General features: G+C 40.0%; 20 protein-coding genes and 2 tRNA genes. 14 read left to right on the top strand and 8 right to left on the bottom strand.

Going from position 1 to position 24,942, the window contains the following annotated elements; translation table 11 throughout:
- Positions 1–320 precede the first annotated feature (320 nt).
- From murI to ribD, 7 genes are all read right to left on the bottom strand, one after another.
- Positions 321–1,163, bottom strand: coding sequence for a glutamate racemase (gene murI / locus DXA54_RS02960; protein WP_004310502.1), 843 nt, complete (start codon positions 1,161–1,163; stop codon positions 321–323).
- Positions 1,164–1,271: 108 nt separating this feature from the next.
- Positions 1,272–1,787, bottom strand: coding sequence for an OmpH family outer membrane protein (locus DXA54_RS02955; protein ID WP_004299779.1), 516 nt, complete (start codon positions 1,785–1,787; stop codon positions 1,272–1,274).
- A 56-nt stretch (positions 1,788–1,843) separates the two neighbouring features.
- Positions 1,844–2,359, bottom strand: coding sequence for an OmpH family outer membrane protein (locus DXA54_RS02950; RefSeq protein WP_004305030.1), 516 nt, complete (start codon positions 2,357–2,359; stop codon positions 1,844–1,846).
- Positions 2,360–2,382: 23 nt separating this feature from the next.
- On the bottom strand, positions 2,383–5,037 hold the full coding sequence (bamA, locus tag DXA54_RS02945; RefSeq protein WP_004299781.1) for an outer membrane protein assembly factor BamA: 2,655 nt from the start codon (positions 5,035–5,037) through the stop codon (positions 2,383–2,385).
- 30 nt (positions 5,038–5,067) lie between these two features.
- Positions 5,068–5,802: an isoprenyl transferase gene (locus DXA54_RS02940; protein WP_004299782.1), complete on the bottom strand. Its 735-nt coding sequence runs from the start codon at positions 5,800–5,802 to the stop codon at positions 5,068–5,070.
- Between the two features lie 26 nt (positions 5,803–5,828).
- A complete protein-coding gene (locus DXA54_RS02935) occupies positions 5,829–7,337 on the bottom strand; it encodes a DUF6242 domain-containing protein (protein ID WP_008649601.1) in 1,509 nt (502 codons plus the stop codon).
- Between the two features lie 142 nt (positions 7,338–7,479).
- Positions 7,480–8,535 (bottom strand): bifunctional diaminohydroxyphosphoribosylaminopyrimidine deaminase/5-amino-6-(5-phosphoribosylamino)uracil reductase RibD, encoded by a 1,056-nt coding sequence (gene ribD / locus DXA54_RS02930; RefSeq protein ID WP_008649603.1) that lies wholly within the window; start codon positions 8,533–8,535, stop codon positions 7,480–7,482.
- Positions 8,536–8,571: 36 nt separating this feature from the next.
- Here ribD and prmC point away from each other — a divergent pair, with 36 nt between their 5' ends.
- The 14 genes from prmC (at position 8,572) to DXA54_RS02860 (ending at position 22,409) form a co-directional block, all read left to right on the top strand.
- Positions 8,572–9,408: a peptide chain release factor N(5)-glutamine methyltransferase gene (gene prmC / locus DXA54_RS02925; protein WP_004299785.1), complete on the top strand. Its 837-nt coding sequence runs from the start codon at positions 8,572–8,574 to the stop codon at positions 9,406–9,408.
- Positions 9,405–9,887 (top strand): regulatory protein RecX, encoded by a 483-nt coding sequence (locus tag DXA54_RS02920; RefSeq protein ID WP_004299786.1) that lies wholly within the window; start codon positions 9,405–9,407, stop codon positions 9,885–9,887. The genes prmC and DXA54_RS02920 overlap by 4 nt, the downstream gene beginning before the upstream one ends.
- A 78-nt stretch (positions 9,888–9,965) precedes the next feature.
- Positions 9,966–10,604, top strand: a complete 639-nt coding sequence (gene pyrE / locus DXA54_RS02915; RefSeq protein WP_004299787.1) for an orotate phosphoribosyltransferase — start codon at positions 9,966–9,968, stop codon at positions 10,602–10,604.
- Positions 10,605–10,699: 95 nt separating this feature from the next.
- A complete protein-coding gene (locus DXA54_RS02910; protein ID WP_004299788.1) occupies positions 10,700–11,110 on the top strand; it encodes an SRPBCC family protein in 411 nt (136 codons plus the stop codon).
- A gap of 10 nt (positions 11,111–11,120) precedes the next feature.
- Complete coding sequence (gene argH / locus DXA54_RS02905; RefSeq protein WP_004305025.1) at positions 11,121–12,461, top strand: argininosuccinate lyase; 1,341 nt, start codon at positions 11,121–11,123, stop codon at positions 12,459–12,461.
- A gap of 94 nt (positions 12,462–12,555) precedes the next feature.
- Positions 12,556–12,628 (top strand) — tRNA-Gly (locus DXA54_RS02900).
- Between the two features lie 16 nt (positions 12,629–12,644).
- Positions 12,645–12,728: transfer RNA gene (locus DXA54_RS02895), tRNA-Leu, on the top strand.
- Positions 12,729–13,003: 275 nt separating this feature from the next.
- Entirely contained in the window at positions 13,004–13,546 is a 543-nt protein-coding gene (locus tag DXA54_RS02890; RefSeq protein ID WP_004324601.1) for an RNA polymerase sigma-70 factor, read from the top strand.
- A gap of 70 nt (positions 13,547–13,616) precedes the next feature.
- Positions 13,617–14,603 carry a FecR family protein gene (locus DXA54_RS02885; RefSeq protein WP_120078940.1) on the top strand — a complete coding sequence of 329 codons (987 nt, stop codon included), beginning with the start codon at positions 13,617–13,619 and terminating at the stop codon, positions 14,601–14,603.
- Positions 14,604–14,764: 161 nt separating this feature from the next.
- Positions 14,765–18,088, top strand: a complete 3,324-nt coding sequence (locus DXA54_RS02880; protein ID WP_008649633.1) for a TonB-dependent receptor — start codon at positions 14,765–14,767, stop codon at positions 18,086–18,088.
- Positions 18,089–18,103: 15 nt separating this feature from the next.
- A complete protein-coding gene (locus DXA54_RS02875) occupies positions 18,104–19,744 on the top strand; it encodes a SusD/RagB family nutrient-binding outer membrane lipoprotein (protein WP_120078939.1) in 1,641 nt (546 codons plus the stop codon).
- Between the two features lie 33 nt (positions 19,745–19,777).
- Positions 19,778–20,899 carry a glycoside hydrolase family 18 gene (locus tag DXA54_RS02870; RefSeq protein ID WP_120078948.1) on the top strand — a complete coding sequence of 374 codons (1,122 nt, stop codon included), beginning with the start codon at positions 19,778–19,780 and terminating at the stop codon, positions 20,897–20,899.
- Between the two features lie 32 nt (positions 20,900–20,931).
- Positions 20,932–22,074, top strand: coding sequence for a DUF1735 and LamG domain-containing protein (locus tag DXA54_RS02865; RefSeq protein WP_004310490.1), 1,143 nt, complete (start codon positions 20,932–20,934; stop codon positions 22,072–22,074).
- A 164-nt stretch (positions 22,075–22,238) separates the two neighbouring features.
- Complete coding sequence (locus DXA54_RS02860; RefSeq protein WP_004299796.1) at positions 22,239–22,409, top strand: fibronectin type III-like domain-contianing protein; 171 nt, start codon at positions 22,239–22,241, stop codon at positions 22,407–22,409.
- 175 nt (positions 22,410–22,584) lie between these two features.
- Here the strand turns inward: DXA54_RS02860 and DXA54_RS02855 are convergent, their stop codons facing one another.
- Positions 22,585–24,852, bottom strand: coding sequence for a heparinase II/III-family protein (locus DXA54_RS02855; RefSeq protein ID WP_120078938.1), 2,268 nt, complete (start codon positions 24,850–24,852; stop codon positions 22,585–22,587).
- Between the last annotated feature and the right edge of the window lie 90 nt (positions 24,853–24,942).

The raw sequence follows: 24,942 nt of genomic DNA, 5'->3' as shown, positions 1-24,942 counted from the left end.
TATGAACCGCTTGGAACACGGTACGAATCCTAATTACAAATATATCGCATCTGATAATCCGGAACAAATATCAGCAGGTAAAAATGAAAATAAACCTCGTTATTTTTGATTATTACCTGCAATAATATTATATTTGCAAACAAATAAGAGTTGTTTGACAGCATGAGAAATATAGTGTATCAAAGCACTTTACCAATTTCTTATCCGTTGCCCATTCTCATGCGAGTTTCTTTTAATCTATTTGTAGTCAATTAAATACCTTCAGACTACATCAAATATAACAAAAAAGAGAGAGAAATGGTTATTTATTTTCTTAAAAATTATTCGAGTGTGATATGTTTTACGCTAATCTGCTGTTTCAGGAAAGTAGAGGCCGATTCTGAAAACTTTTCTTCCGCTTCGGTCGTGTAAAACTGGCAGTTGCCATTCTTGGTACATTTGGCATCCATTTCGGGATGTCTTTTCAGATAGTCTTTCAGGCTTTCTGCAACATACTCTCCTTGTGCAATTACACTGATATGATCCGGGATGTATTGCCGGATTTTAGGTAGGAGTATAGGGAAATGGGTACATCCGAGGATGACAGTATCTATTTGAGGATCCTTTGACAGTAATTGGTCGATGTACTTCCGGATAAAATAGTCTGCTCCTTCGTCTTGTGATTCGTTATTCTCAACTAAGGATACCCACATCGGACATGCTGTCCCGCTAACCTGAATTTCAGGAAATAGTTTATGTATTTCTAATGGATACGATTCGGATTTGATGGTGCCTGCTGTTGCCAGTACGCCGATATGCTGATTCTTGCTAATCTCTCCAACACATTCTACAGTGGGGCGGATGACTCCGAGCACACGGCGGGCAGGATCGATTTGGGGTAAATCATTCATCTGAATGCTGCGCAAGGCTTTGGCGGAAGCAGTATTGCAAGCTAATATAACCAGATGGCATCCCATATCAAACAGTTTGTTGACGGCTTGCCGGGTAAATTCGTATACGACTTCGAAAGAACGTGTCCCATAGGGGGCACGTGCATTATCTCCCAAATAGATATAATCATATTCCGGTAATACTTCTCTAATCTTGTCTAAGATGGTCAGACCTCCGTATCCGGAGTCGAATACTCCGATAGGTCCGGGCGTATGGGATAGATGTTGCTTCATGACACACTTGATTTATATACGCAAATGTACACCAAAAAAAGGGAAAGAGAAAGAAGATGATCCTTCTTTCTCTTTCCCTTTTGGTATTTCTTTATTCTTGGTCAGCTCTTATTTGATACCAAGATTTGCTTTTACCTTGCTAGTCAAGTTGATGCTCTGTGATTCGTTTACATAAGGAATCGAAGTTCTTGCCAGGTCGAAAATATAGATCACACCTTCAGCAGCACCTACTGCTTTGATAGCATTGTCCAACTTCTGGTAGATAGGAGCCATTGCATCATTTTGAGCTTTCTGCATTTGTTGTTGAGCATCCTGTTGGAATTGCTCTTGTCTCTGCATCATATCTTGCAACTCTTTCTGTCTTCTTTCAGCGATGTTAGGAGGAAGAGAATCCTTAGCGATAGCTTGTTGGAATTCCTGATATTTCTTGTTGAATTCTTCCTGCGTTCTCTGTAGTTCGGCAGTAAGTTGTTTTTCTAAAGTCTGAATATCATTTTGAGCTTTGGTGAATTCCGGCATCACAGTGATGATTTCCTGTGCATTAATGTGGCCGAATTTCAGGTTCTGTGCAAATACACCCATTGGGAGTGCAAGCAACATTACAAGTGCAATTTTTTTTAGCATAGTTCTATAATTTATTTGAATGATTTTTAGTTATTTCCAGCTGCAAATGTATGAAATTAATTTGAATATCCTAATTTTCTTAGGATTTCATCACTAATATCTATGCGTGGATTTGCAAATATTATACCTGTAGCAGAGGCTCTGTCAATTACCATATCATATCCATGTTGCTGTGATATAGCTTTCACTGCTTCATAAATATCATCCTGAATCGGAGTAATCAACTTGTCTCTCATCTTGGCTAATTCGCCTTCCGGACCGAAGTAGTTACGCTTCAGCTCGGCTGCTTCTTTTTCCTTCGCTACGATTGCATCTTCTGTCTTTGTTTTTTGTGCGGCAGAAAAAGTGGAAGATTTTGCCTGGTAATCCTGGAACATCTTCTGTGCTTCTTTAGCCAGAGCTTCTACTTCACTCTGGTATTTCTTCGTAGCTTCTTGCATTTGCTCGTTAGCGCTTTGAGCTGCCGGAATATTCTTCATAATATATTCCGTATCGATCAGTGCAAATTTCTGTGCATTTGCTGCCATGCTGACAGCAAATAGCATCATGATTAATAGAACAGACTTTCTCATAACGTTTAGTTTTTGATGATACATTAGAATTCTTGTCCTAAGATAAAGTGGAACTGGCTTCCTCCATATTGTTTAGAACCAAATACTTTGTCGAAACCGTAACCCCAGTCAATACCCATCATACCAATCATCGGAAGGAAGATACGAACACCGACACCGGCAGAACGTTTCAACTCGAATGGATTGAATTTCTTGATATCATGCCATGCGTTACCTGCTTCAAGGAAACCTAACACATAAATGTTAGTACTTGTTTCCAGCATCAACGGATATCTCAATTCGATACCGAGACGTGCATAGGCATAACCTTCAGAACCGTATGGTGTTAATGAGCTGTTTTCGTAACCACGCAAAGCGATACTTTCAGTTGCATAAGTTGAATAACCGGTCATACCGTCACCACCTACGTCGAATGTACCGAACGGAGATTTCTTGTATTGGTTATAGTGACCTAACAGACCGAATTCCGTACGTGTCATTAATACCAGACATTTAGGATGAGCAACCGGATCCATCAGCGGAGTATATGTTTTGCCTTTGAATTTCCATTTGTGGTATTCTATCCATTTATGAAGTTTATTCATGTTGTCCTGGGTAATGCTACCTGTTTCAGGGTTGCTGTAATATCCCTTATAGTCTTTACCGTCCATCAACGAGTAAGGCGGTGTGAACTGAACTGACAGTGAGAAATCTGAACCCGAACGAGGGAAGATTGGGTTGTCAATAGAGTTACGAGCCAAAGTCAATGAAATGCTAAGGTCATTACATTTACCGTTGGTGACCGGGAAGTATTGCCAGTCGCTCAAGTTATAACGTTGGTAAGCTAATTCTGCGGAAAGAGTGAAATAGTCATCCGGCCATTTCAGACGTTTACCCCAACCTACGGAAAGTCCCCACATCTTGATAGACTTATCAGGGTCATAATAGTTTTCGTAGTTGTTATAGTTACCATAGTTGTACATACCATAACCACCGTAGCCACTATACATACTGTTGTAGTAGTTGTTGAAGTAGCTGGAGTTGTAGTAACGGCTACTGATATCTGTCTGTACAGAGAAGAATGCCGATACAGAGAATGAATTCGGACGTTTACCGCCAAACCATGGATCGAAGAATGAAATACTGTATGATTGGTAGTATTTAGCGTTCGTCTGTCCGCTGATAGTCAATGTCTGACCATCACCTTGAGGAAGTATACCACGGTAGTTTTCACCCGGGTGCAACAAGTTGGCTACAGAGAAGTTGGTAAACTTCAAGCTCAACTTACCGATAATACCCGTCTGTCCCCAACCTGCAGAGAATTCCACCTGGTCGTTAGCTTTGGAAGTCAAAGGCAAACCTATGTCAACAGTTCCGTTCATCGGATCCGGTTGAATATCTGGTTGCAGTTTTTCCGGGTCAAAGTGTCCCATCTGCTGAATTTCACGCAAAGAACGCATCAAGTCTTCTTTGCTGAACAATTGTCCCGGACGAATACGAAGTTCACGGCGAACGACGTTTTCATACAAACGGTCATTACCACTGATCTTGATCTTATTGATAGTAGCCTGACGGCCTTCATAGATTCTCATTTCGAGGTCGATAGAGTCGCCAACGATATTTACTTCTACCGGGTCAAGGTTATAGAACAGGTAACCGTTGTTGTAGTATAAGTTACCGATAGCGTCATCATCTGTAGAAACACGTTCGTTCAATAACTTCTGGTTGTATACGTCACCTTTCTTCATGCGGAGCAGGAAGTTCAACTGTTCTGACGGATAGAGAGTGTTACCTACCCATGTAACGTTACGCAGATAATATTTTTGTCCCTCGTCTATATTCAAATAAACGTTTACAGTCTTTTCGTCATACTGTGAAACGCTGTCTTTTACAATCATTGCATCACGGTATCCCAACTCATTATATTTGTCGATAATCAGTTGCTTGTCTGCCTCAAAGTTTTCCGGCACGAATTTCTTGGTGCGGAACAGGTTACGAAGTTTACCTTTCTCATTGGTTTTCTTCATAACTTTCTTCAGCTTGGAAGTCTTGATCGCATGATTACCAACGATTTGGATTTCGTGTACTTTGATTTTTTCTTTTTTGTCGATATCAATGTCAACGATCACCTGATTTTCGCTGGATGGATCGTCTTTCTGCGAGATGATTACTTCTGCATTTTTGAATCCCTTATCGTCGAAGTAACGTTTGATTAATGTCTTGGCACGATCTACGGTATTCGGAGTAATCTGCATGCCTTTTACCATTCCCAGCTTGCTTTCAAGATCGGTACGTTCCGACTTCTTCACACCATGATAGCGCACATCTGCGATACGCGGGCGTTGTGTCAGACTGATTTTTAACCAGATTTTGTCGCCTTCAATTTTCTCGGCTGTGATTTGTACATTTGAGAACAAGCCATGACGCCAATAACGTTTGATTGCTCCAGTAATTTCGTCACCCGGCACAGTAATTGTCTGTCCTACCGATAGTCCGGATAGTCCAATCAATACATAGTCTTCATAATTCTTTACGCCTTCGACTTTAATATCTGCTATCTCATACTTTTTGGGTGTTCCGGAGTATAAGATGACAGGTTTCGAGTCTTCATCAGTGTTAGCATTTTGCGCAATGCCTGTTGTCGCAAAGCAGCACAGGCAGACAAACGTTATGAATATAAAGGAAATACGATAATGCATTTATGTTATAATTTGATGTTTCGAGTTATATTAGCTGATCTGTTCACTGGTTTTGCCGAATCGGCGTTCCCTTTGTTGATATTCCCAAATGGCCTTGTAGAGTTCTTCTTTATCGAAGTCGGGCCAAAAGGTGTCACAAAAATAAAGCTCCGAATAAGCGCATTGCCATAGGAGGTAATTGCTTAGCCGGATTTCTCCTCCTGTGCGGATCAGTAGATCCGGATCGGGCATAAATTTAGTATCCAGATGAGATGAGATACATTCATCCGTTATCTGTTCGGGAGACATTTCTCCTGCTTTTATCAGTGTTGCTATTTGCCGTACAGCTTCGGTTATTTCCCAACGGGATGAGTAACTAAGAGCTAATACCATATACATACCACTATTTTTGGATGTACGTTCTATGCATGATGCCAAACTTTTTTGGACTTCAACAGGTAACTTTTTGAAATCACCGATTACATTGAAGCGAATATTGTTTTTCATCAATGTCTCTTCTTCAATAGATTCTAGCAATAGATTCATCAGAGCCGCAATCTCGTCTTGCGGCCGATTCCAGTTCTCGGTTGAGAAGGTGTACAGTGTCAGGTACTTGATTCCCAAACGGGCGGCATCTTCGGTAATATTCTGTACCGTTTCTGCGCCAGCACGGTGACCGTAAGTACGTTCTTCCCCTCGTTGTTTTGCCCATCGTCCGTTCCCATCCATAATGATGGCCACGTGTTGTGGTATCCGAGTTTTGTCTATTTGTTCTATATAGGACATCTTTTTATTTTAAACGTATACGTTTTTTATTTGCCAGCATTTGCTAAATCAAACCATAGCTGATTAAGACGACCACGCCATACCTCTGAATCATGATTATAAGTACGTGTTTCAGTTGTGGTAGACTTAGTACTTTCTGCTTTATCTACCTCTTCTTCGAAACTGGCGTTTCCTTTACTAAATATAATCCATAGATTTTGAGTCGCAGGGTCTAGTACCATTGAGTAATTCGTTTTACCTCTGAATTCAGGATCTACGCTAGGGTTTGGAGTTCCTCCTTTGCTCCAATCTCTATGAGGGAATGCAAACTTGGAGTTAGCTTTTCTCCAGAATAACCCTTGATTGGAAACATAAATGGAACTGAAATTTTGGCCAAATATATATACTAAGTCATTGTAATATATGATAGATGGTTGAGTATATTTGGGACAGTATGCAACGGAGGAAGTTGTTGAGAACTCAACCCATTTACTACCGTCATACGCCCATACAATGGTCGTTTCTAATTCGCTGTCATCAGCCAAAGTCGCCGTTTCTGTATCTCCCACTAAAAGGACGGATTTAATATTTGTCGCAGACTCATATACTGTGTAGGATATGTTTTTAGTTGGGAAATTAGCAGGTACTTTTCCTCCATTTTCTGCTTCATCCAAAGTCTCTTGTGGTATATCATTTGTTTGATAATAGAAATAGCGTTGGTTATCGGCTCCTTTCTTTGTATAACAAATTCTGCTGATATCGTTATTGGTCAATGTGGCTAGAAGTAACTCCACTCCCTCACCAAACATACTTGATTTTCCCCAATTTATACCATCTGCAGATTCATATACATGACCATCACCTGCGGATGTAGCATATAACATGGTTATGCTTCTGTTGAATTGGAATGTGACGATAGAAGTCGGAAGTTGACCTTCTGGTAATCCCACAGTTTCTTGTGAGACCCCATTGCCGAAGTTAGTTAAAGAATTCTTATACACACGTAACTCGTTACCAACTACAGAGTATGTGAGAACTTCACTTCCCAAAATAATGGATTTTTGTTCTCCTGTAATTTGATTATCTATTTCATTTATATACTTCCATCTCAACGAATCCGGATCATGCTGATGTACTCGTACTTTAATAGTATATTCCTTAGTTTGATTAGGAGATATTCCTGCTAACGCTTCTGTTGACCACACTTTAATAGTGAGATCTTCCCGAAGATCGATAGAGTCATTGATGTTTATGACAGAATCGTTACCGCTTTTGTCTTTCATTGTTACGACGCCTGATGCCGTAGTTAATGTTTTGATTAAAATCTTGTCAATGATGGTATCGGCATGAACAGGAAGAGAGTCTTCATTATAAATTTCACGTGATAATTGATCAATAGTGAATTTATAACTCCCAAGGCCTGCTGTGTCAAGTGCAAACGCATGGATAGTTGCATCCGGGCTATATTCGATGTTATTATCGTCATCAAGACATGACGTTATAACAAATGACACCATGAAAAAACTCGCAATGAATGATAAAAACTTTATTCTCATTTGAAAGATTGTGTTTATTTACAAGTTGCAAAAATAGAAACATTTTTTCCGATAATGAACATTACAGGTAAGTTTTATATAAAATTATAGATAATAACACTGTTTTTATCGACGTAAAACCCCCTGAATAGAACTATCTTAGCTATATTCGGCGAACATAATGCCAAATTTGTCTTTCGAAGTGTTCTTCTATCGAATAACTAAATTTATCGTCCATTTGAGGTGCTTTAACACCGGAGTGTAACCTGTTGGGACACTTTTCGATATAAGCTTCATCCCACAACTCGTCGTCGATGAACGACTGTAGCAGTTGACTACCTCCTTCCACCAGTAATGATTGTATTTTCCGTTGATACAGTACTTCCATAATCTGCTCCAGTGTGTTATGATTGAAGTCGATGGAGATATATGTGATGTTGGTTCTTGCTGGTTGTTTCTTTTCAGTAAAGACTAATGTTGGCACATTCCCATCGAATATTTGTAAATCATTCGGAAGAGATAATGTGCGGTCTAATACGACACGTATTGGATTATGTCCATACCAGTTGCGTACCGTTAGCGACGGATTATCCAATAAAGCTGTTCGCCTGCCTACCATAATCGCATCCGCCTCCGCTCTTTTTTTATGTACTAGCATTGAAGTGAGAGGAGAGGAGAGTATCAAAGGCATTCCACTTGTACGTTCTATATCAATAAACCGATCGGCTGACTCTGCCCATTTTAATGTAATATAAGGCCGATGAAGTGTATTGAAAGTAATAAAACGACGAATCAGTGATTGACATTCTTTCTCTAATATGCCGACTGTAACTTCTCGTCCGGCATCCCGTAGTTTTTGAATCCCCCGTCCGGTTACTTCAGAAAAGGGGTCCTGGCATCCGATAACAATGCGTGGAATCTGTTTCTCTATAATCAGATCCGCACAAGGAGGTGTTTTCCCGTAGTGGGAGCAAGGCTCCAAACTGACATAAATCGTAGAATGTTTCAATAAAGACTCATCTTTGACAGAACGGATTGCATTGACTTCCGCATGTGCCTCTCCGCAGCGAATGTGATAACCTTCGCCGATAATACGTCCGTTACATACGATAACAGCCCCTACCGTCGGGTTTGGAGGCACATTGCATAACCCGTTCTTTGCAAGCTCAATGCAACGCCTCATGTATTTTTCTTCTTCCATTTTGGTGCTCTTCGCCATATTATTCTTACTTTTGCACTCCGAAATTGTGAAAATATGAATCGTATCACCGCTTACATTCGCCAGTCTTTGCAGGAAAGCTATCCGCAGGAAGAGATAAAAGCTCTTTCAATGCTGATTTGTTGCGACATGTTAGGCTTAGATGCGCTTGATATTTACATGGGCAAAGATATAATTTTATCCGAATGCAAACAGCGTGAATTAGAAAACATTATATTCCGTTTACAGAAAAATGAACCGATACAGTACATTCGCGGTTTTGCAGAGTTTAGTGGAAGGAATTTTAAGGTTGCTTCCGGCGTGTTAATCCCTCGACCGGAGACCGCAGAACTCGTAGAGCTAATAGTAAAGGAGAATCCGAATGCCCGTCATCTGTTAGATATAGGTACGGGAAGTGGATGCATTGCGATCTCTCTGGATAAAAAACTTCCGGATGTAGACGTAGAGGCATGGGATATTTCGGAAGAAGCGTTGGCTATTGCCCGTAAAAACAATGAAGATTTGGAAGCCGGGGTGAGATTTCTGCAAAGAGATGTATTGTCTGATGACTGGGAAAAGGTGCCGTCTTTTGATGTGATCGTCAGTAATCCGCCTTATGTGACTGAAACGGAAAAGAATGAAATGGACGCTAATGTCCTTGATTGGGAACCAGGGTTGGCATTGTTCGTTCCTGACGAGGATCCTTTACGGTTTTATAATCGTATAGCCTGTCTGGGAAGTGAATTGCTATTGCCGGGCGGAAAACTTTATTTTGAAATCAACCAGGCTTATGGCCGGGAAACAGCACACATACTTGAAATGAACCAATATCGTGATGTTCGTGTTATAAAAGACATATTTGGAAAAGATAGAATAGTTACAGCTAACCGATGAGTGCACAATTAACTGATGAAGAGGCTTTAAATCGCGTAGCCTCTTACTGCTCCACTGCCGAGCATTGCCGGGCAGAAATAAATGAGAAGTTACAACGTTGGGGAATTGCCTATGATACCATTGCGCGTATTCTTGACCGACTGGAATCAGAGAAGTTCATTGATGATGAACGTTTCTGCAGGGCTTTTGTGAATGACAAGTTCCGCTTTGCCAAGTGGGGGAAAATGAAAATAGCCCAGGGGCTTTACATGAAGAAGATCCCTTCTGATGTGGCATGGCGTTATCTGAATGAAATTGATGAAGAAGAATACCTTTCTATTCTGCGTGACCTGCTGGCTTCCAAACGGAAAAGTATTCATGCGGCAGACGATTATGAATTGAATGGAAAGCTGATGCGATTTGCCATGAGTCGTGGATTTGAACTGAAAGATATTAAGCGTTGTATCGACATTCCCGATGAAGAGGAACAAATTGACTGAAAAAATAAACGGATTCTTCTTTTTATTCTCGTTCAATTTCTGTACTTTTGCGGCAAATAATTAATAGTTAGTTTAGTTATGAAAAACTTAGAGAGACTATTTGCGGAGAAACTGTTGAAGATTAAAGCTATTAAACTTCAACCCGCTAACCCTTTTACATGGGCTTCTGGATGGAAATCCCCCTTTTACTGTGACAACCGTAAAACTCTGTCCTATCCTTCTCTTCGTAATTTTGTGAAGATTGAAATTACACGTCTGATATTAGAACGATTCGGACAGGTGGATGCGATTGCTGGTGTGGCTACAGGCGCTATTCCGCAGGGAGCTTTGGTGGCTGATGCATTGAATTTGCCGTTCGTGTATGTTCGTTCTACCCCCAAAGATCATGGATTAGAAAACCTGATTGAAGGTGAACTTCGTCCGGGTATGAAAGTCGTAGTCGTAGAGGACTTGATTTCTACTGGTGGTAGTAGTTTGAAGGCTGTTGAAGCAATTCGTCGCGATGGTTGTGAAGTGATCGGTATGGTTGCAGCGTATACATACGGATTCCCGGTAGCTGAAGAGGCGTTCAAAAATGCGAAGGTGACTTTGGTAACGTTGACCAATTATGAAGCCGTGCTTGATGTTGCTCTTCGTACAGGTTATATCGAAGAAGAAGACATACAGACATTGAACGAATGGCGTAAAGACCCTGCTCATTGGGATGCTGGAAAATAAGATTCATTTTTTGATCAAACATATTTGGTAAAAAGAACTGTTCGGGCAATATTTGGCCGGATTGTTCTTTTTTTGTTTTATACTAATAGAAAATTATGAGTAATTTTGAGAGTAGTGTCAAGGTAATACCTTACAGCCAGGAGCGCGTATATAATAAACTTTCAGATTTAAGTAATCTGGAAGCAGTCAAAGACCGTTTGCCAAAAGATAAGGTGCAGGATTTGAGTTTTGATTCGGACACGTTGAGTTTTAGTGTCTCTCCTATCGGAAAGTTGACTTTGCAAATTGTAGAGCGTGATCCTTGTAAATGTATAAAGTTGGCAACAACTAACTCTCCTCTTCCTTTTAATATGTGGATTCAATTGGTTGAAACTGCAGAAGAAGAGTGCAAAGTGAAGGTAACTATCGGAATGGATCTTAATCCATTTATGAAAGCAATGGTACAGAAACCTCTCCAGGAAGGTTTGGAGAAGATGGTTGATATGCTGGCAGTTATTGGATATTAAACTTTTTTTTATGGCACAGAAACTTTGGGAGAAGTCCGTACAGGTAAATAAGGATATCGAACGTTTCACGGTAGGTCGTGATCGTGAGATGGATCTTTATTTGGCCAAGCATGATGTGCTTGGTTCTATGGCTCATATTACGATGCTTGAAAGCATTGGGTTGTTGACAAAAGAAGAACTGGACCAGTTGCTGGTGGAATTGAAGAGTATTTATGCCTCGGCCGAAAAAGGCGAATTTGTGATAGAAGACGGGGTGGAAGATGTACATTCACAGGTAGAATTGATGTTGACCCGTCGTTTGGGAGATATCGGAAAGAAAATACATAGTGGTCGTTCCAGAAATGATCAGGTTCTGTTGGACTTGAAACTTTTTACCCGTACGCAAATAAAAGAGGTTGCCGAAGCGGTAGAACAACTATTTCATGTCTTGATCCGTCAGAGCGAACGGTATAAAAACGTTTTGATGCCGGGATATACACACCTGCAGATTGCAATGCCTTCTTCTTTTGGCTTGTGGTTTGGTGCCTACGCCGAGAGTCTTATGGACGATATGCTGTTTTTGCAGGCAGCATTTAAAATGTGCAATCGTAATCCATTAGGTTCAGCAGCCGGATATGGTTCGTCTTTTCCTTTGAACCGTACCATGACGACTGACTTATTAGGTTTTGATTCAATGAATTACAATGTTGTATATGCTCAAATGGGGCGTGGAAAGATGGAACGCAATGTTGCTTTTGCATTGGCTACGATTGCCGGGACGATTTCCAAATTAGCTTTTGACGCCTGTATGTTTAACAGTCAAAACTTCGGTTTCGTTAAGTTGCCTGATGACTGTACCACGGGGTCTAGCATTATGCCTCATAAGAAGAATCCCGATGTCTTTGAACTGACACGTGCTAAATGTAATAAACTGCAATCGCTTCCCCAACAGATCATGATGATTGCGAATAATTTGCCTTCTGGCTATTTCCGTGATTTGCAGATTATCAAAGAAGTTTTCCTTCCTGCTTTTCAGGAACTGAAAGACTGTTTGCAGATGACAACCTATATCATGAATGAAATAAAGGTAAATGAACATATTCTTGATGATGACAAATACCTCCTTATTTTTAGCGTGGAAGAGGTAAATCGTTTGGCACGTGAAGGTATGCCTTTCCGTGATGCATATAAGAAGGTTGGTTTGGATATTGAAGCAGGTAAATTCTCGCATACTAAAGAAGTACACCATACTCATGAAGGTAGTATCGGCAACCTCTGTAATGCAGAAATCTCCGCATTGATGCAGCAAGTGATTGATGGATTCAACTTTTGTGGAATGGAGAAAGCGGAGAAAGCACTGCTTGGAAGATAAAATAGACTTTCGGAGGATAGTTTTTTAAACTTTCCTCCGAAAAGATTTGGCAGAAACAAGTAAACTACTTATCTTTGCACCCGTTGAAAAAAACGCGGAAATAGCTCAGTTGGTAGAGCATAACCTTGCCAAGGTTAGGGTCGCGAGTTCGAGTCTCGTTTTCCGCTCTTTCTTTGAAAGGATGCTCGAATGGTGGAATGGTAGACACGAAGGACTTAAAATCCTTTGGCCATTGCGGCTGTGCGGGTTCAAGTCCCGCTTCGAGTACGAGTATTCTTTATAGGCTTTATGAATCATTGATTCATGAAGCCTTTTTTATTTTTATGGGTGTGTAATATACATTTGTTTTGTTTGAGGGAGCTTTGTAGTAATGGCTACTTGAAAAAAAATCAAAAAACAGTAATAATATTTTTTTATTCTGTTATTAATCTTTTATTTTGCTTTCAGATTATAAGTTTATAATGAATTATTATATTACCGCTTCTTTAACCTTATACATGGTACATTTAATTTAACCGTTAACGCTGAAAAATACTAGAGAGATGGAAAATAACGACAAGCAGATTGAATTAAAGTTTCAGAGGTTTTTTACTGTGAATTTTCCGAAAGTAAAGAACTTTGCTCAAATGCTGCTTAAATCTGAAAGTGATGCAGAAGATGTGGCTCAAGATGTTTTCTGTAAGCTTTGGATGCAGCCGGAGTTATGGCTGGATAATGATAAAGAACTAGATAATTACATTTTCATAATGACTAGAAATATAGTTCTGAACATCTTTAAACATCAACAGGTAGAGCAAGAATATCAGACGGAGGTTATAGAAAAAACTTTTCTTTATGAATTGACAGAAAAGGAAGAGATATTGAATAGTGTGTATTATAAGGAGATGCTCTTAATTATTCAGTTGACACTGGAGAAGATGCCGAAGCGTCGTCGGTTGATATTCGAACTAAGTCGTTTCAGGGGATTAAGTCATAAAGAAATAGCTGATAAACTCGATGTTTCTATCCGAACAATAGAGCATCAGGTTTATTTGGCATTGATCGAATTAAAGAAGGTACTCCTCTTTTTTATTTTTTTTCTCTAATATTTTTAAGTAGTATGTATGTAGTAGTTGTATTTAGTGTATAAAGCCCAAAAAAGAAAGAAAAAGATTCATGAAAAATTATATTCAACAACTCGTAGAATTATTCGGCCATAATAGCTATTCAGCCGGAACACAGAAGAAAGTGCAACAGTGGTTGGCTGATGAGGAGCATGTTGATGAAAAGAGTGAGGCTCTTCGTGAGCTTTGGAAACAAGCAGGAGAGCAGAAAGTGCCTGATGGCATGCAACAATCAATACAACGAATGCGGCAGAATCTGGGAATGCAGTCTATCACTTCACGTAGAAATTACCAGTTACTTATATGGAGAGCTGCAGCTATTTTCTTGTTAGCAGTCTCATCCGTTTCTATTTATTTGATGTTGGAAAAGGAACGGCCGGAAAAAGATTTAGTTGAATGCTATATACCGACAGCGGAAATTCGTGAACTTACATTACCGGATGGTACAAATGTCATGCTGAATTCGAAGAGTATACTACTATATCCGGAAAAATTTACAGGAGAGACTAGAAGCGTATATTTGATTGGTGAGGCCAACTTTAAAGTGAAACCGGATAAGAAGCATCCTTTCATTGTAAAGGCCAATGATTATCAAGTTACTGCTTTAGGTACTGAATTTAATGTAAATGCTTATCCGGAAAATAGCGAACTGATGGCTACTTTGCTGGAAGGTAGTGTGAAAGTTGAATTCAATAACTTGCTGTCCAATATTATTTTAAAGCCTAATGAACAGTTGGTATATGACAAACATACGAAAGCGTACAATCTGCGGATGCCTGAGATAGATGATGTGACAGCATGGCAACGTGGGGAATTGGTTTTTAGTAATATGTATCTGGAGGATATTTTTACAAGTCTTGAACGCAAATTTCCTTATGCTTTTGTATATAGCCTTCATAGCTTGAAAAAGAATACATATAGTTTCCGCTTCTCCAAACAGGCGAATCTGGAGGAAGTTATGAAGATTATATCGCAAGTTGTAGGAAATGTAAACTATGTTATCAAGGGAAATAAGTGCTATGTAACTAGTAAAGAATAAATATATTGTAGAACCTTTTAAATTTAATACGTAATGCAAAAAAATACCCGGAAGGAATGGCCGTTCCTCCCGGATATGAAATCAATCTCTTTTAATATTAGCGTAATATTGACGCTATTCTGAATGATCCTAGAATAATAACCAATTAACTAATACTAAAGATGCTACAAATCTACGAAAAAATAGCAGAAAAAATAGCTCATAAGCGGGTCTTTCTCACTTTTTTAAGTCTTATTCTTATACAGACTTTCGCTTTGGCTCAAAATGATAGTAAAATAACTATCCAGCAAAAGAACATCACTGTCATTGATGCCTTAAAAACTGTGGAAAAACAGTCTAAAAAGTCTATAAATTATAGTGATTCCGAATTAAAAGGAAAAGTAATAGCCCAGTTAAACTTGCGGAACGCATCCCTCGAAACCGCACTTGATACCATCTTAAAAGGGACGGGCTTTTCATTCCAGATTCAAGGTAACTACATCATAATAGCTGAAAAGAAGCCTGTAGTTGCACAAACCCTTAAAAATATCAAAGGAAAGGTTACTGATGAAAGCGGTGAACCGTTGATTGGAGTAAATATATCTGTGGATGGTAGTTCTACAGGTACGATTACCGATTTCGATGGTAACTTTACGATCAAGGCGGCAGAGAAATCTATTCTCAAAGTATCTTATATCGGATATGCTGCACAGATAATTCCTGTTTCCAAGAAAGATTTCTATCCGGTTGTAATGAAGCAGGATACAGAAGTGCTCGATGAAGTTGTTGTAACGGCATTGGGTATCAAACGTGCAGAAAAGGCGTTGTCTTACAATGTACAACAAGTCAAGGGAGATGCACTGACTACGGTAAAAGATGCTAACTTCGTAAACTCGCTGAACGGTAAGATAGCCGGAGTGAGTATTAACAAAAGTGCTAGTGGAGTTGGTGGTGCGACACGTGTTGTAATGCGTGGTGCAAAATCTATCGAAGGTGATAACAATGCTTTGTATGTGGTGGACGGTATTCCTTTGTTCAATACCAATATGGGAAATACCGACAGTGGTATTATGGGTGAAGGTAAGGCCGGAACAGAAGGAATCGCCGACTTCAATCCCGAAGATATTGAAAGTCTTTCTGTTTTGAGTGGTCCTTCGGCTGCTGCGTTGTATGGTAGTAGTGCCGCTAACGGTGTAATTTTGATTACCACTAAAAAAGGAAAAGAAGGAAAACTTTCAGTGCAGTTCTCTTCTTCTTCAGAGTTCAGCAAAGCTTATATGACTCCTGAGTTTCAAAATACGTATGGTAACAAAAAAGATATGTATGAAAGCTGGGGTGAGAAACTGTTGACTCCTACAAGTTATGATCCTAAGAAGGATTTCTTTAATACCGGAACAAACTTTATTAATTCGGTTACGTTGACCACCGGTACGAAATCGAATCAGACTTTTGCTTCTGTTTCTTCTACCAATTCCAAAGGTATTGTGCCTAATAATGAATATGAACGTTTGAATTTCACAATCCGTAATACGGCAACTTTCCTTAATGATAAATTACAACTCGATTTAGGTGCGTCGTATGTGAAACAGAAAGACAAGAATATGGTATCGCAAGGACAATATTGGAATCCGGTGATGGCCGCCTATTTGTTCCCTCGTGGTGAAGACTTTGATGGAATTAAGTCATTCGAACATTTCGATGAAAGTCGCCAACTTCCGGTTCAGTATTGGCCGGTGGCAGATCCGGTATATGCTTCACAGAACCCTTACTGGACTGCTTATCGCAATGTAGCTACGAATGAAAAGAGTCGTTATATGTTCAACGTAGGGTTGACTTATAATATTACCGATTGGTTGAATGCGACAGCCCGTTTCAGAATGGATGACACACATGTATTGTTTGAACGCAAGATTTACGCTTCATCCGACGATAAATTTGCGGAAGGAAAGAAAGGACTGTATGGATACAATAACTATGAAGACCGTCAGGAATATGCCGACTTTATGTTGAACGTAAACAAACATATAGCTGATTTCAGTATTTCTGCCAATGCGGGTTGGAACTATTCTAACTATTGGGCATTGGAGAGAGGATACAAAGGGACATTATTGGGAGTGCCCAATAAATTTGCGGCTTCTAATATCGATCCGGCTAATGGTCGTATCTCAGAAAAGGGTGGTGATAGTCGTGTACGTAATCATGCTGTTTTTGCCAATTTGGAACTTGGTTGGAAGAGTATGCTTTATTTGACGCTGACCGGACGTAATGACTGGAATTCACGTTTGGTGAATACCGATGAAGAATCTTTCTTCTATCCCTCAATCGGTCTGTCCGGGATTATTTCCGAGATGGTCAAATTGCCCGAATTTATCTCTTACCTGAAAGTTCGCGGTTCGTATACGGAAGTCGGTGCGCCTGTATCCCGTTCGGGACTGACTCCGGGTACGGTAACTACCCCTATTGTGGGTGGTGCATTAGATCCTACCGGTATCTATCCGTTTACTGATTTCAAGGCAGAACGTACAAAGTCATACGAATTTGGATTAAGTCTGAAGTTGTGGAATAAATTAAGTGCGGAGGTAACCTACTATCATTCTAATACATACAATCAGACTTTCTTGGGTGATCTTCCGGAATTTACCGGATACAAGCAGATTTATTTGCAGGCCGGTAATGTGGAAAATCGTGGTTGGGAGGCTTCATTAAGCTATTCCGATCAGTTTAAGTTCGGATTAGGAATCTCTTCAACATTGACATTCTCTCGTAATATAAACGAGATTAAGGAGATGGTTGAAAACTATCATACGGATTTGATGGATGAACCGATTAATATTCCGGAGGTTTTGAAGGATGGTGGTCGTGTCATCTTGAAAGAAGGCGGAAGTATCCACGATATTTATGCCAACACCTTCTTGAAGAAAGACCACTTGGGATATGTTGAGGTAAAGAGCGACGGAACCTTTGGAATGGAAAAGGGGGAACCCGTTTATTTGGGAAAAACTTCTCCTGATTTCAATATGGGATGGAGTAATATGTTGACATACAAAGGCTTTGGGCTCGGATTCCAGATCAACGGACGTTTTGGAGGCGTGGTGACCTCTTCTACAGAGGCATTGCTTGATCGTTTCGGTGTATCCAAACGTTCGGCTGAGGCTCGTGAAGCGGGAGGCGTATTGTTGAAGGGACAAGGTCTGGTAGATGCGAAGTCTTATTATCAGATGACAGGTACGGGAAATTATGAAACTTCCGGTTACTATGTATACAGTGCCACCAATATTCGTTTGCAAGAACTTACCTTTAGCTATACTATGCCTAATAAGTGGTTTGGTAACGTGTTGAAAGATGTTACAGTTTCGTTTATAGCCAACAATCCTTGGATGTTGTATTGCGAAGCTCCGTTCGATCCGGAACTGACTCCTTCCACTAGTACTTACGGACAAGGTAATGATTATTTTATGCAACCGAGTGTTCGTAGCTTTGGCTTCGGTATTAAATTTAAATTATAATACACCTTCTTTATTATGAGAAAAATGAATCATTTTAAACTATTAGCGGTGATATGCGCAATGACGCTATTTGCCTCATGCAATTTTGAAGAAATCAATACCAACCAATTTGAGATGAGCGACGGAGAAGGTGCGATGGATGGTTTTGAAGTCGGAGGGCTGATTACAGCTATGCAACGGACAGTGATTCCCGTAGGCACACAGGCTGATGATACAGATGTTATCAATGAGTATCAAATAGCTTATCATCTATCGGCCGATAATTGGAGTGGATTTTTTGGCGAGAACAACAGTAACGGTTGGAACGCAGGTAGTAACAATACTACTTATTATTTGTTGGACAATTGGATAAAAGCGACCTATACACAGTCTTATACCAATGCTCTTGATCCTTGGAAGAAATTGAAAATAGCGTCCGAGAAAAATGGTACGCCCGAAGTCTTTGCTTTGGCTCAAATTCTGAAGATTTCCGCTTGGCACAAGACACTTGAAAGTTTCGGTCCGATACCTTATTCTCATGCGGCGGACGCTACAATGAACATTCCGTTCGATTCGGAGAAAGAGGTGTATACGGCGATGTTTGAAGAATTGACCGCAGCCATTGAAGAATTAACAGAAAAGGCGGAAAATGGGGTGAATGTAATGGGCGCTTATGATGCGGTATATGCCGGAGATGCTACCAAATGGGTGAAATACGGCAATTCGCTGATGCTTCGTTTGGCTATGCGTGTCCGCTTCGCTGATGCGGAACTGGCGAAAAAGTTTGCTACTCAAGCAGTAAATCATTCTATCGGCGTGATGACGGCTAAGGATGATGCGGCTCAAATGAGTCAAGGAGCAGGTATGACTTTTCGCAACAACATTGAATGGCTGGCAGGCAACTATAATGAAGCTCGTATGGGTTCTTCTATCTTTTCTTATCTGATGGGATATGAAGACCCGCGTTTGAACGTTTATTTTTTGCCGATGGATGGTAATGCCTCTTATGGTGTTGAGGCTTTCAACGGAAAAACATATCAAGCGGTGCCGGCAGGGCATGCCAATGCGCAGAATGATATCTATAAATCTTGCTCAAAGCCCAATATTCAAAGTGGAACTCCTACATATTGGCTGCGTGCATCGGAAGTTTATTTTTTGCGTGCGGAAGCAGCTTTAGTGTGGGAAGGTTTCGGCAGTGCGGATTCATGGTATAAACAGGGCATTGATATGTCTTTTCAGGAGAATGGTGTGACCGAACCTGTAGACGATTATATGAATTCCAATTTGTCACCTCGGGCATATGTTCTTTCCCATTATCAGTATGGGCAAACACTTTCTGCTCCGTGTGAGACTACTGTCAAGTTTGAAGGGACAACTGAGCAGAAGTTGGAAAAAATTATGATTCAGAAGTGGATTGCTTTGTTTCCTAACGGACAGGAAGCGTGGACGGAATGGAGAAGAACCGGTTATCCGAAGTTGAATGTCATTAAGACTTTGAAAGGAGCAGTGCAAGGCGCAACTCTTGAGGGCGGTATTCGCCGTATGATTTATCCCACCAGTTTTTCTCAGACTAACGAGGGAAAGGCTATTTATGAAGCAGCCTTGAAGTTGTTCAATAACGGTGCAGGTGGCGAAGATAAGTCTTCTACCCGTTTGTGGTGGGATTGTAAGAGATAACCTACATGTATCATTTTAATACAGATGAAGAATATGAAATCATTAAGAAAATTGTTATATATTATTCCATTGACAGGCATGATGGTAACTTCTTGCATGGATGTGGAGAATATTGAGATAGACCATATAGGCGGGTATGCCACAATGAACAATGCGGAGAGTGAGGCATATTATGCCAATCTGCGCGCCTATAAGGCGACTGCTTGGAATTACAATCGTCCCGTAGCTTTCGGATGGTATTCCAATTGGGCGCCTGCTGGAGCTTATCGAAGAGGATATCTCTCTGCTATGCCCGATAGTATGGATTTTGTTTCTATGTGGAGTGGCGCTCCAGGACGTTATGAAATCACTCCGGAGCAGAAGGCAGATAAAGAGTTTGTGCAAAAGGTGAAAGGAACGAAACTGTTGCAGGTAAGTCTGCTTTCTTATCTTGGTAAGGGCGCGACACCAAATTCGGTATACCTCGAAGTGGAAAAACAAGCGGAGGAAGAAGGCTGGTCGGCGGCTCAATTGGAAACGGCGAAGAAACAAGCCCGTTGGAAATATTGGGGATTTGAAGGTCAGTTTGAAAGTGAAAACCATTATGCATGTCTGGCGAAGTTTGCCAAAGCTCTGTGTGATTCTTTGTATGCAAACGAATGGGACGGTTATGATGTAGACTGGGAAATCGGTAGTGGTGTGTTTGATATGGATGGCACATTGAGTCAGAATAAGCATTTGATTCATTTGGTTAAAGAGATGAACAATTACATTGGTCCGAAAAGCGATCCGGAAGGTAAAGGACATAAAATGATCTGTATTGATGGAAATATTTATGGGCTTACCCATGAATTGGATGAGTATGTCGATTATTGGATTATACAAAGTTATGCTAGTTCCAATCCCGGTTTTGATGGTTATGGCGTTGATCCTAAAAAAATAATCTGCACAGAGAACTTTGAAAAGTATGCCATTAATGGAGGTCAATTGCTGAAGCAGGCTGCTGCTATGCCGCAAGAAGGTTATAAAGGTGGAGTAGGAGCTTATCGCTTCGATAATGATTATGACAATACGCCAAATTATAAATGGATGCGTCAGGCTATTCAAATCAATCAGCGGGTTTTCAATGAATGGAAAGCGAAACAAAACGAAGCGGAAAATAAACCGCAGAAATAAGTGGACTTATAAAATTCTAAAACAGTAAAAAGATGATGAATAAACATATATTCTATTATTTGATGGTAGGTAGTATGGCGTTATTGTTGGGCGCTTGCAACGACAGCATGAATGACCTGCTGGAGCCTAAGGTTTATTTCGAAAGCAAGGAATATAATTTCTCGGTGGAAGATGAAATGGATGTAATGACATTTGATCTGGTTTCAAGACTCTCGTCAGCAACTTCCTCTCAGGTAGACGTATCATATAGTGTAGCCGAACCAAGTGTAGTAGACGAATACAATGCAAAGTATGGCACAAATTATGAGATGCTTGATGTTTCGCAGGTAAAGCTAAGCAGTACGACATCTTCTATTTCGAGTGGAAAATTGTATGCGGATAATGTAGAAGTCGAACTTTCCGGGTTAGAAGCCTTGAAAGCCGGGAACTCATATGTTTTGCCTATGCGGGTGCATTCGTCTTCGGTGTCGACTCTTTCCGGAACAAACATTGCATATTTCTTTTTCTCCAAACCGTTGAAAATTACCAAAGCTGGTAATTTCAGTAATCACTATATTTCTGTGAAGTTCCCTGTCGGTACTTTCTTCTCGTCATTCACTTACGAAGCATTGATTAATGTGGATTATTTCCTCGATAATAATACGATTATGGGAACCGAAGGTGTGATGATTCTCCGTATCGGTGATGCAGGAGGAGGAATTACTCCTAAAGATTATTTGGAAGTGGCCGGAAGACAGAACTACCGTGTAACGAAACCGTTGTTAACAAATCGTTGGTATCATGTAGCGTTGACTTATGATCAACCGACAGGAAAAACAGGTATTTATGTAAATGGTGAGAAATGGGCTGGTTCAGATTGGGGTATTGACGGTTTTGATCCGAATTCGGACATGGGTTTTTATATTGGTAGAATCTATGGTTTTAAATGGGGTGAACGTCCATTCCATGGTAAAATGAGTGAAGTCCGTGTTTGGAGTGTAGCCCGTACGGAAAATCAACTTAAGCAGAATATGCTGGGTGTTGACCCTGCTTCAGAAGGCTTGGCACTTTATTATAAACTAGACGGATCAGAGACTCAGGAAGGTGGAGTTATCAAAGATGCCACAGGGCGTATAAACGGTACTACAAATGGAATTACTATTAAGACGTTGGATGCTCCGATAGCTATCAATTAATGGAACACACAAATTTGTGAGAGTTTTTGCTCTTTGCATTTTTGAATATGAGTGAAAGCCTGCTTACTGAAAAGATAATATTCTTTTGGTAAGCAGGTTTCTTTTATTTATGTTTGTTTTATGAAGAAGTTACTATTTATCCTGTTTATATCTTTTCCATCTAAATGTTTTTGAAGCGTGGTGAAGAACGGGAAGTGAAGTTTATTTTGTCCGAAGAGGATTTCTCGCTTGTCGATCGGAATTTAAAGAGGATTGTGGAGCCGGGAACTTTTCAGATAATGATTGGTGCTGCTTCCGATGACATAAGATTACAGACGAAAGTAGCTATAAAATAGGAGATGCCATCTTTGACTGAATGTATTTGTAGCTTGCACCTATTTTTATTGTCAAACAGTTAGTATAACATTCAAATAAATGAATATCAATGCTCTCTTGATAATAACCTCTGATAATAGGCTGATAATGAAATATAGTCTCGATGCTATCATTTCACTCCACTTGGTTCGCGCTTTATAATTCGATTTTTAGATTTGAATGATCATAGACTATGGGAATACTTTCCCCATTAACAGACACAGATACCGGGCATTGTAAACTTCTGATATAGGCTTTGACTTTGGTGGAGCCATCAATCCATAGCTGCATGCGTCTATTTTCTTCTTTCTGAATAATAAATAGTTTTGCCAGCGAGGAGAAATAAGAGGTAGTTCCTCTTTTTAATGAACTGCCATAACCAATAAAATACTCTTTAGCATCTGCCGGAGCGCTCTTTTCCGGATATGTAACTATAAACATATAAGCATCTGTAGACCAGCCATCGGCTTCAATCCATGAATTGCTATGCATTAATCGTCCGTCTGCTAACTGATTAATATAAATATCTGTAATCTTACCCTTATTGCGGATGCGTAAACCAATCCAGTTTTTACCTTCACGTTTCTCAATCTCAGGAAGCTCTTTTTCATCGGGAGTCTCTTTTAAAATAATAGCAGTCACACCTTTCACTCTATTGACTTCGTCAGGCAAGTGAAAAGAATAATAACTATCTTTACTTTTCAAATCTTCAGTCGGTACTTCTATTACTTCCCAATACAAATCGTCCGGATAATCATGCACAAAATTAGATCGTGCCAACGTGCGAGGATATAATGGACGGACTATTACTGAAGAATTTCCATTTGTAATGTTTAGATCTGTCCCTTTTTTCTCAGTTATTCCTCCCGGATGCCACAACCATTCAAAATGACCGGTTTCATAGGTTTTTAAATCATCAATGATATAGATGACGTTGTCTAGCCACAAAAAGTGACGGAAGTTGCGGCTAAACTGGTCCGAATAAGGACCTGTACCATTTGCCAACACATATTTTATATTTCCGGCATCCAACAGATAATGCAGATATCCTCTTAAGGTAGAACCATAATATTGCTGTTCTCGTCTTTGCCCTTTGCCATTGAATAATACGACATTATGTGCCTCGCTTTGAAAGAAGTAGTTGCGGTATTCGGGATTCGCATACCAACATCGTCCTCCATCTTTGATAATATCCTCTCCTTTATGAAAGACTATGAATGAATTGGCATCGGCATGAGAATGATTCCAGGTATATCCGGACTTGACGGCTAACATTGTGGCATCTTTCTCCCAAGAGTTGCGCATGGTTGCCCAACCGAAGTCTTTGAATAATTGTGATTTCTTTAGTTTAGGAACCTTGGGTGCTTTACTCAAATCGGGAGTATAGAGAAATCCTATCGGGCGGTCGATAAAATATCCATCACGGTGTTGCCCTTGCTCTATCTGATTCATATACCAAAGCATATCATCATTTTGAATCCCCATTGCATATAATAACATCAGACTACTTTCGGCAGCCGTGTTTTTATGACTGTCCCCGAAGTTTATATTATAAAGCATACCTGTACGTGGATAACAGATATGTACAAAAAAATCTGATAACTTCTCCAGTTGGGGTATCTCTATTGCTTTATCTTCCTTGTGAGTATTCATCCAAGCTAAGCGGAATAATAAAGCCTCTTGAATCCCGTAGTTTGCATAGTTCAGACATTCATACATTCCACCGGCCTCATCAAAGGTCTTTGGCTTTTGATGAAGCACATCTCCTGCAAACTCAAACCATTCGGGAAGGACTTCGTTGATAATCTTTACAGCATCTCTTGCTTCTTCCAATTCATTCTGTAAGCTTAGTGCAAGTAGACCACCCATACACGTACAAGAAGTCCACCAGTTGTGCCCCATTGAGTTTAGTGAATGAATACGTGTTGGCTCCAAGATCCAGTCACCTAATAGCGGGTCCATTGCCAGACGTTTTAATCCGTGAGCTATTTTTCTTCTTTCAGATTGAGAAAGTTCTTGATAGATGGCGTCATAAGCTATTGCTGCATAAAAAGCTTTATGTGCAATCTCAAGGTCGGCGTTCCAGGCTGGGGTACGAGCCATCATTTCTTGATTGCCCCAAGTTTCGTCCTCAGTGACATCCAGCAAAATCTCTTTTATTTTATCAGCATACTTCTTTTCATCCGTCATTAGAAATGAGAGTGCTAAATAGTCTATCTTATTCAATTGAGTTTTCTGCAATAGGTTATCGGCAGTTTTCCTGATTGAATTCCAAGCTTCAGACATTCGTGTATCCTGTCTGACACTTATTTTTGCCTGCTCAATTCGTTGAGGGGTATAAAGTAAGGCTGGATGCTTTATTTTTTCTGCATGGATAAAAAGTAAATATAAAGCTGCTGAAAGACATAAAAGAATTCGTTTCATATTACATTTTGCATAAATTGGTTCCTTATTTAAATGAAATACGAATGAAACGTCTATCTCGCTTAATCATTTGTGTTTTTTCGAAAATTA

Origin of the sequence: Bacteroides sp. OF03-11BH, assembly GCF_003604005.1 — a bacterium.
Taxonomy (GTDB): Bacteria; Bacteroidota; Bacteroidia; order Bacteroidales; family Bacteroidaceae; genus Bacteroides; species Bacteroides ovatus.
This window is presented reverse-complemented; position numbering and strand designations above follow the sequence as displayed.

Coding starts and splice junctions, on each gene's coding strand:
- murI (WP_004310502.1), bottom strand. CDS start 1,163: ATGAAGCAACATCTATCCCATACGCCCGGACCTATCGGAGTATTCGAC.
- DXA54_RS02955 (WP_004299779.1), bottom strand. CDS start 1,787: ATGCTAAAAAAAATTGCACTTGTAATGTTGCTTGCACTCCCAATGGGT.
- DXA54_RS02950 (WP_004305030.1), bottom strand. CDS start 2,359: ATGAGAAAGTCTGTTCTATTAATCATGATGCTATTTGCTGTCAGCATG.
- bamA (WP_004299781.1), bottom strand. CDS start 5,037: ATGCATTATCGTATTTCCTTTATATTCATAACGTTTGTCTGCCTGTGC.
- DXA54_RS02940 (WP_004299782.1), bottom strand. CDS start 5,802: ATGTCCTATATAGAACAAATAGACAAAACTCGGATACCACAACACGTG.
- DXA54_RS02935 (WP_008649601.1), bottom strand. CDS start 7,337: ATGAGAATAAAGTTTTTATCATTCATTGCGAGTTTTTTCATGGTGTCA.
- ribD (WP_008649603.1), bottom strand. CDS start 8,535: ATGGCGAAGAGCACCAAAATGGAAGAAGAAAAATACATGAGGCGTTGC.
- prmC (WP_004299785.1), top strand. CDS start 8,572: ATGAATCGTATCACCGCTTACATTCGCCAGTCTTTGCAGGAAAGCTAT.
- DXA54_RS02920 (WP_004299786.1), top strand. CDS start 9,405: ATGAGTGCACAATTAACTGATGAAGAGGCTTTAAATCGCGTAGCCTCT.
- pyrE (WP_004299787.1), top strand. CDS start 9,966: ATGAAAAACTTAGAGAGACTATTTGCGGAGAAACTGTTGAAGATTAAA.
- DXA54_RS02910 (WP_004299788.1), top strand. CDS start 10,700: ATGAGTAATTTTGAGAGTAGTGTCAAGGTAATACCTTACAGCCAGGAG.
- argH (WP_004305025.1), top strand. CDS start 11,121: ATGGCACAGAAACTTTGGGAGAAGTCCGTACAGGTAAATAAGGATATC.
- DXA54_RS02890 (WP_004324601.1), top strand. CDS start 13,004: ATGGAAAATAACGACAAGCAGATTGAATTAAAGTTTCAGAGGTTTTTT.
- DXA54_RS02885 (WP_120078940.1), top strand. CDS start 13,617: ATGAAAAATTATATTCAACAACTCGTAGAATTATTCGGCCATAATAGC.
- DXA54_RS02880 (WP_008649633.1), top strand. CDS start 14,765: ATGCTACAAATCTACGAAAAAATAGCAGAAAAAATAGCTCATAAGCGG.
- DXA54_RS02875 (WP_120078939.1), top strand. CDS start 18,104: ATGAGAAAAATGAATCATTTTAAACTATTAGCGGTGATATGCGCAATG.
- DXA54_RS02870 (WP_120078948.1), top strand. CDS start 19,778: ATGAAATCATTAAGAAAATTGTTATATATTATTCCATTGACAGGCATG.
- DXA54_RS02865 (WP_004310490.1), top strand. CDS start 20,932: ATGATGAATAAACATATATTCTATTATTTGATGGTAGGTAGTATGGCG.
- DXA54_RS02860 (WP_004299796.1), top strand. CDS start 22,239: ATGTTTTTGAAGCGTGGTGAAGAACGGGAAGTGAAGTTTATTTTGTCC.
- DXA54_RS02855 (WP_120078938.1), bottom strand. CDS start 24,852: ATGAAACGAATTCTTTTATGTCTTTCAGCAGCTTTATATTTACTTTTT.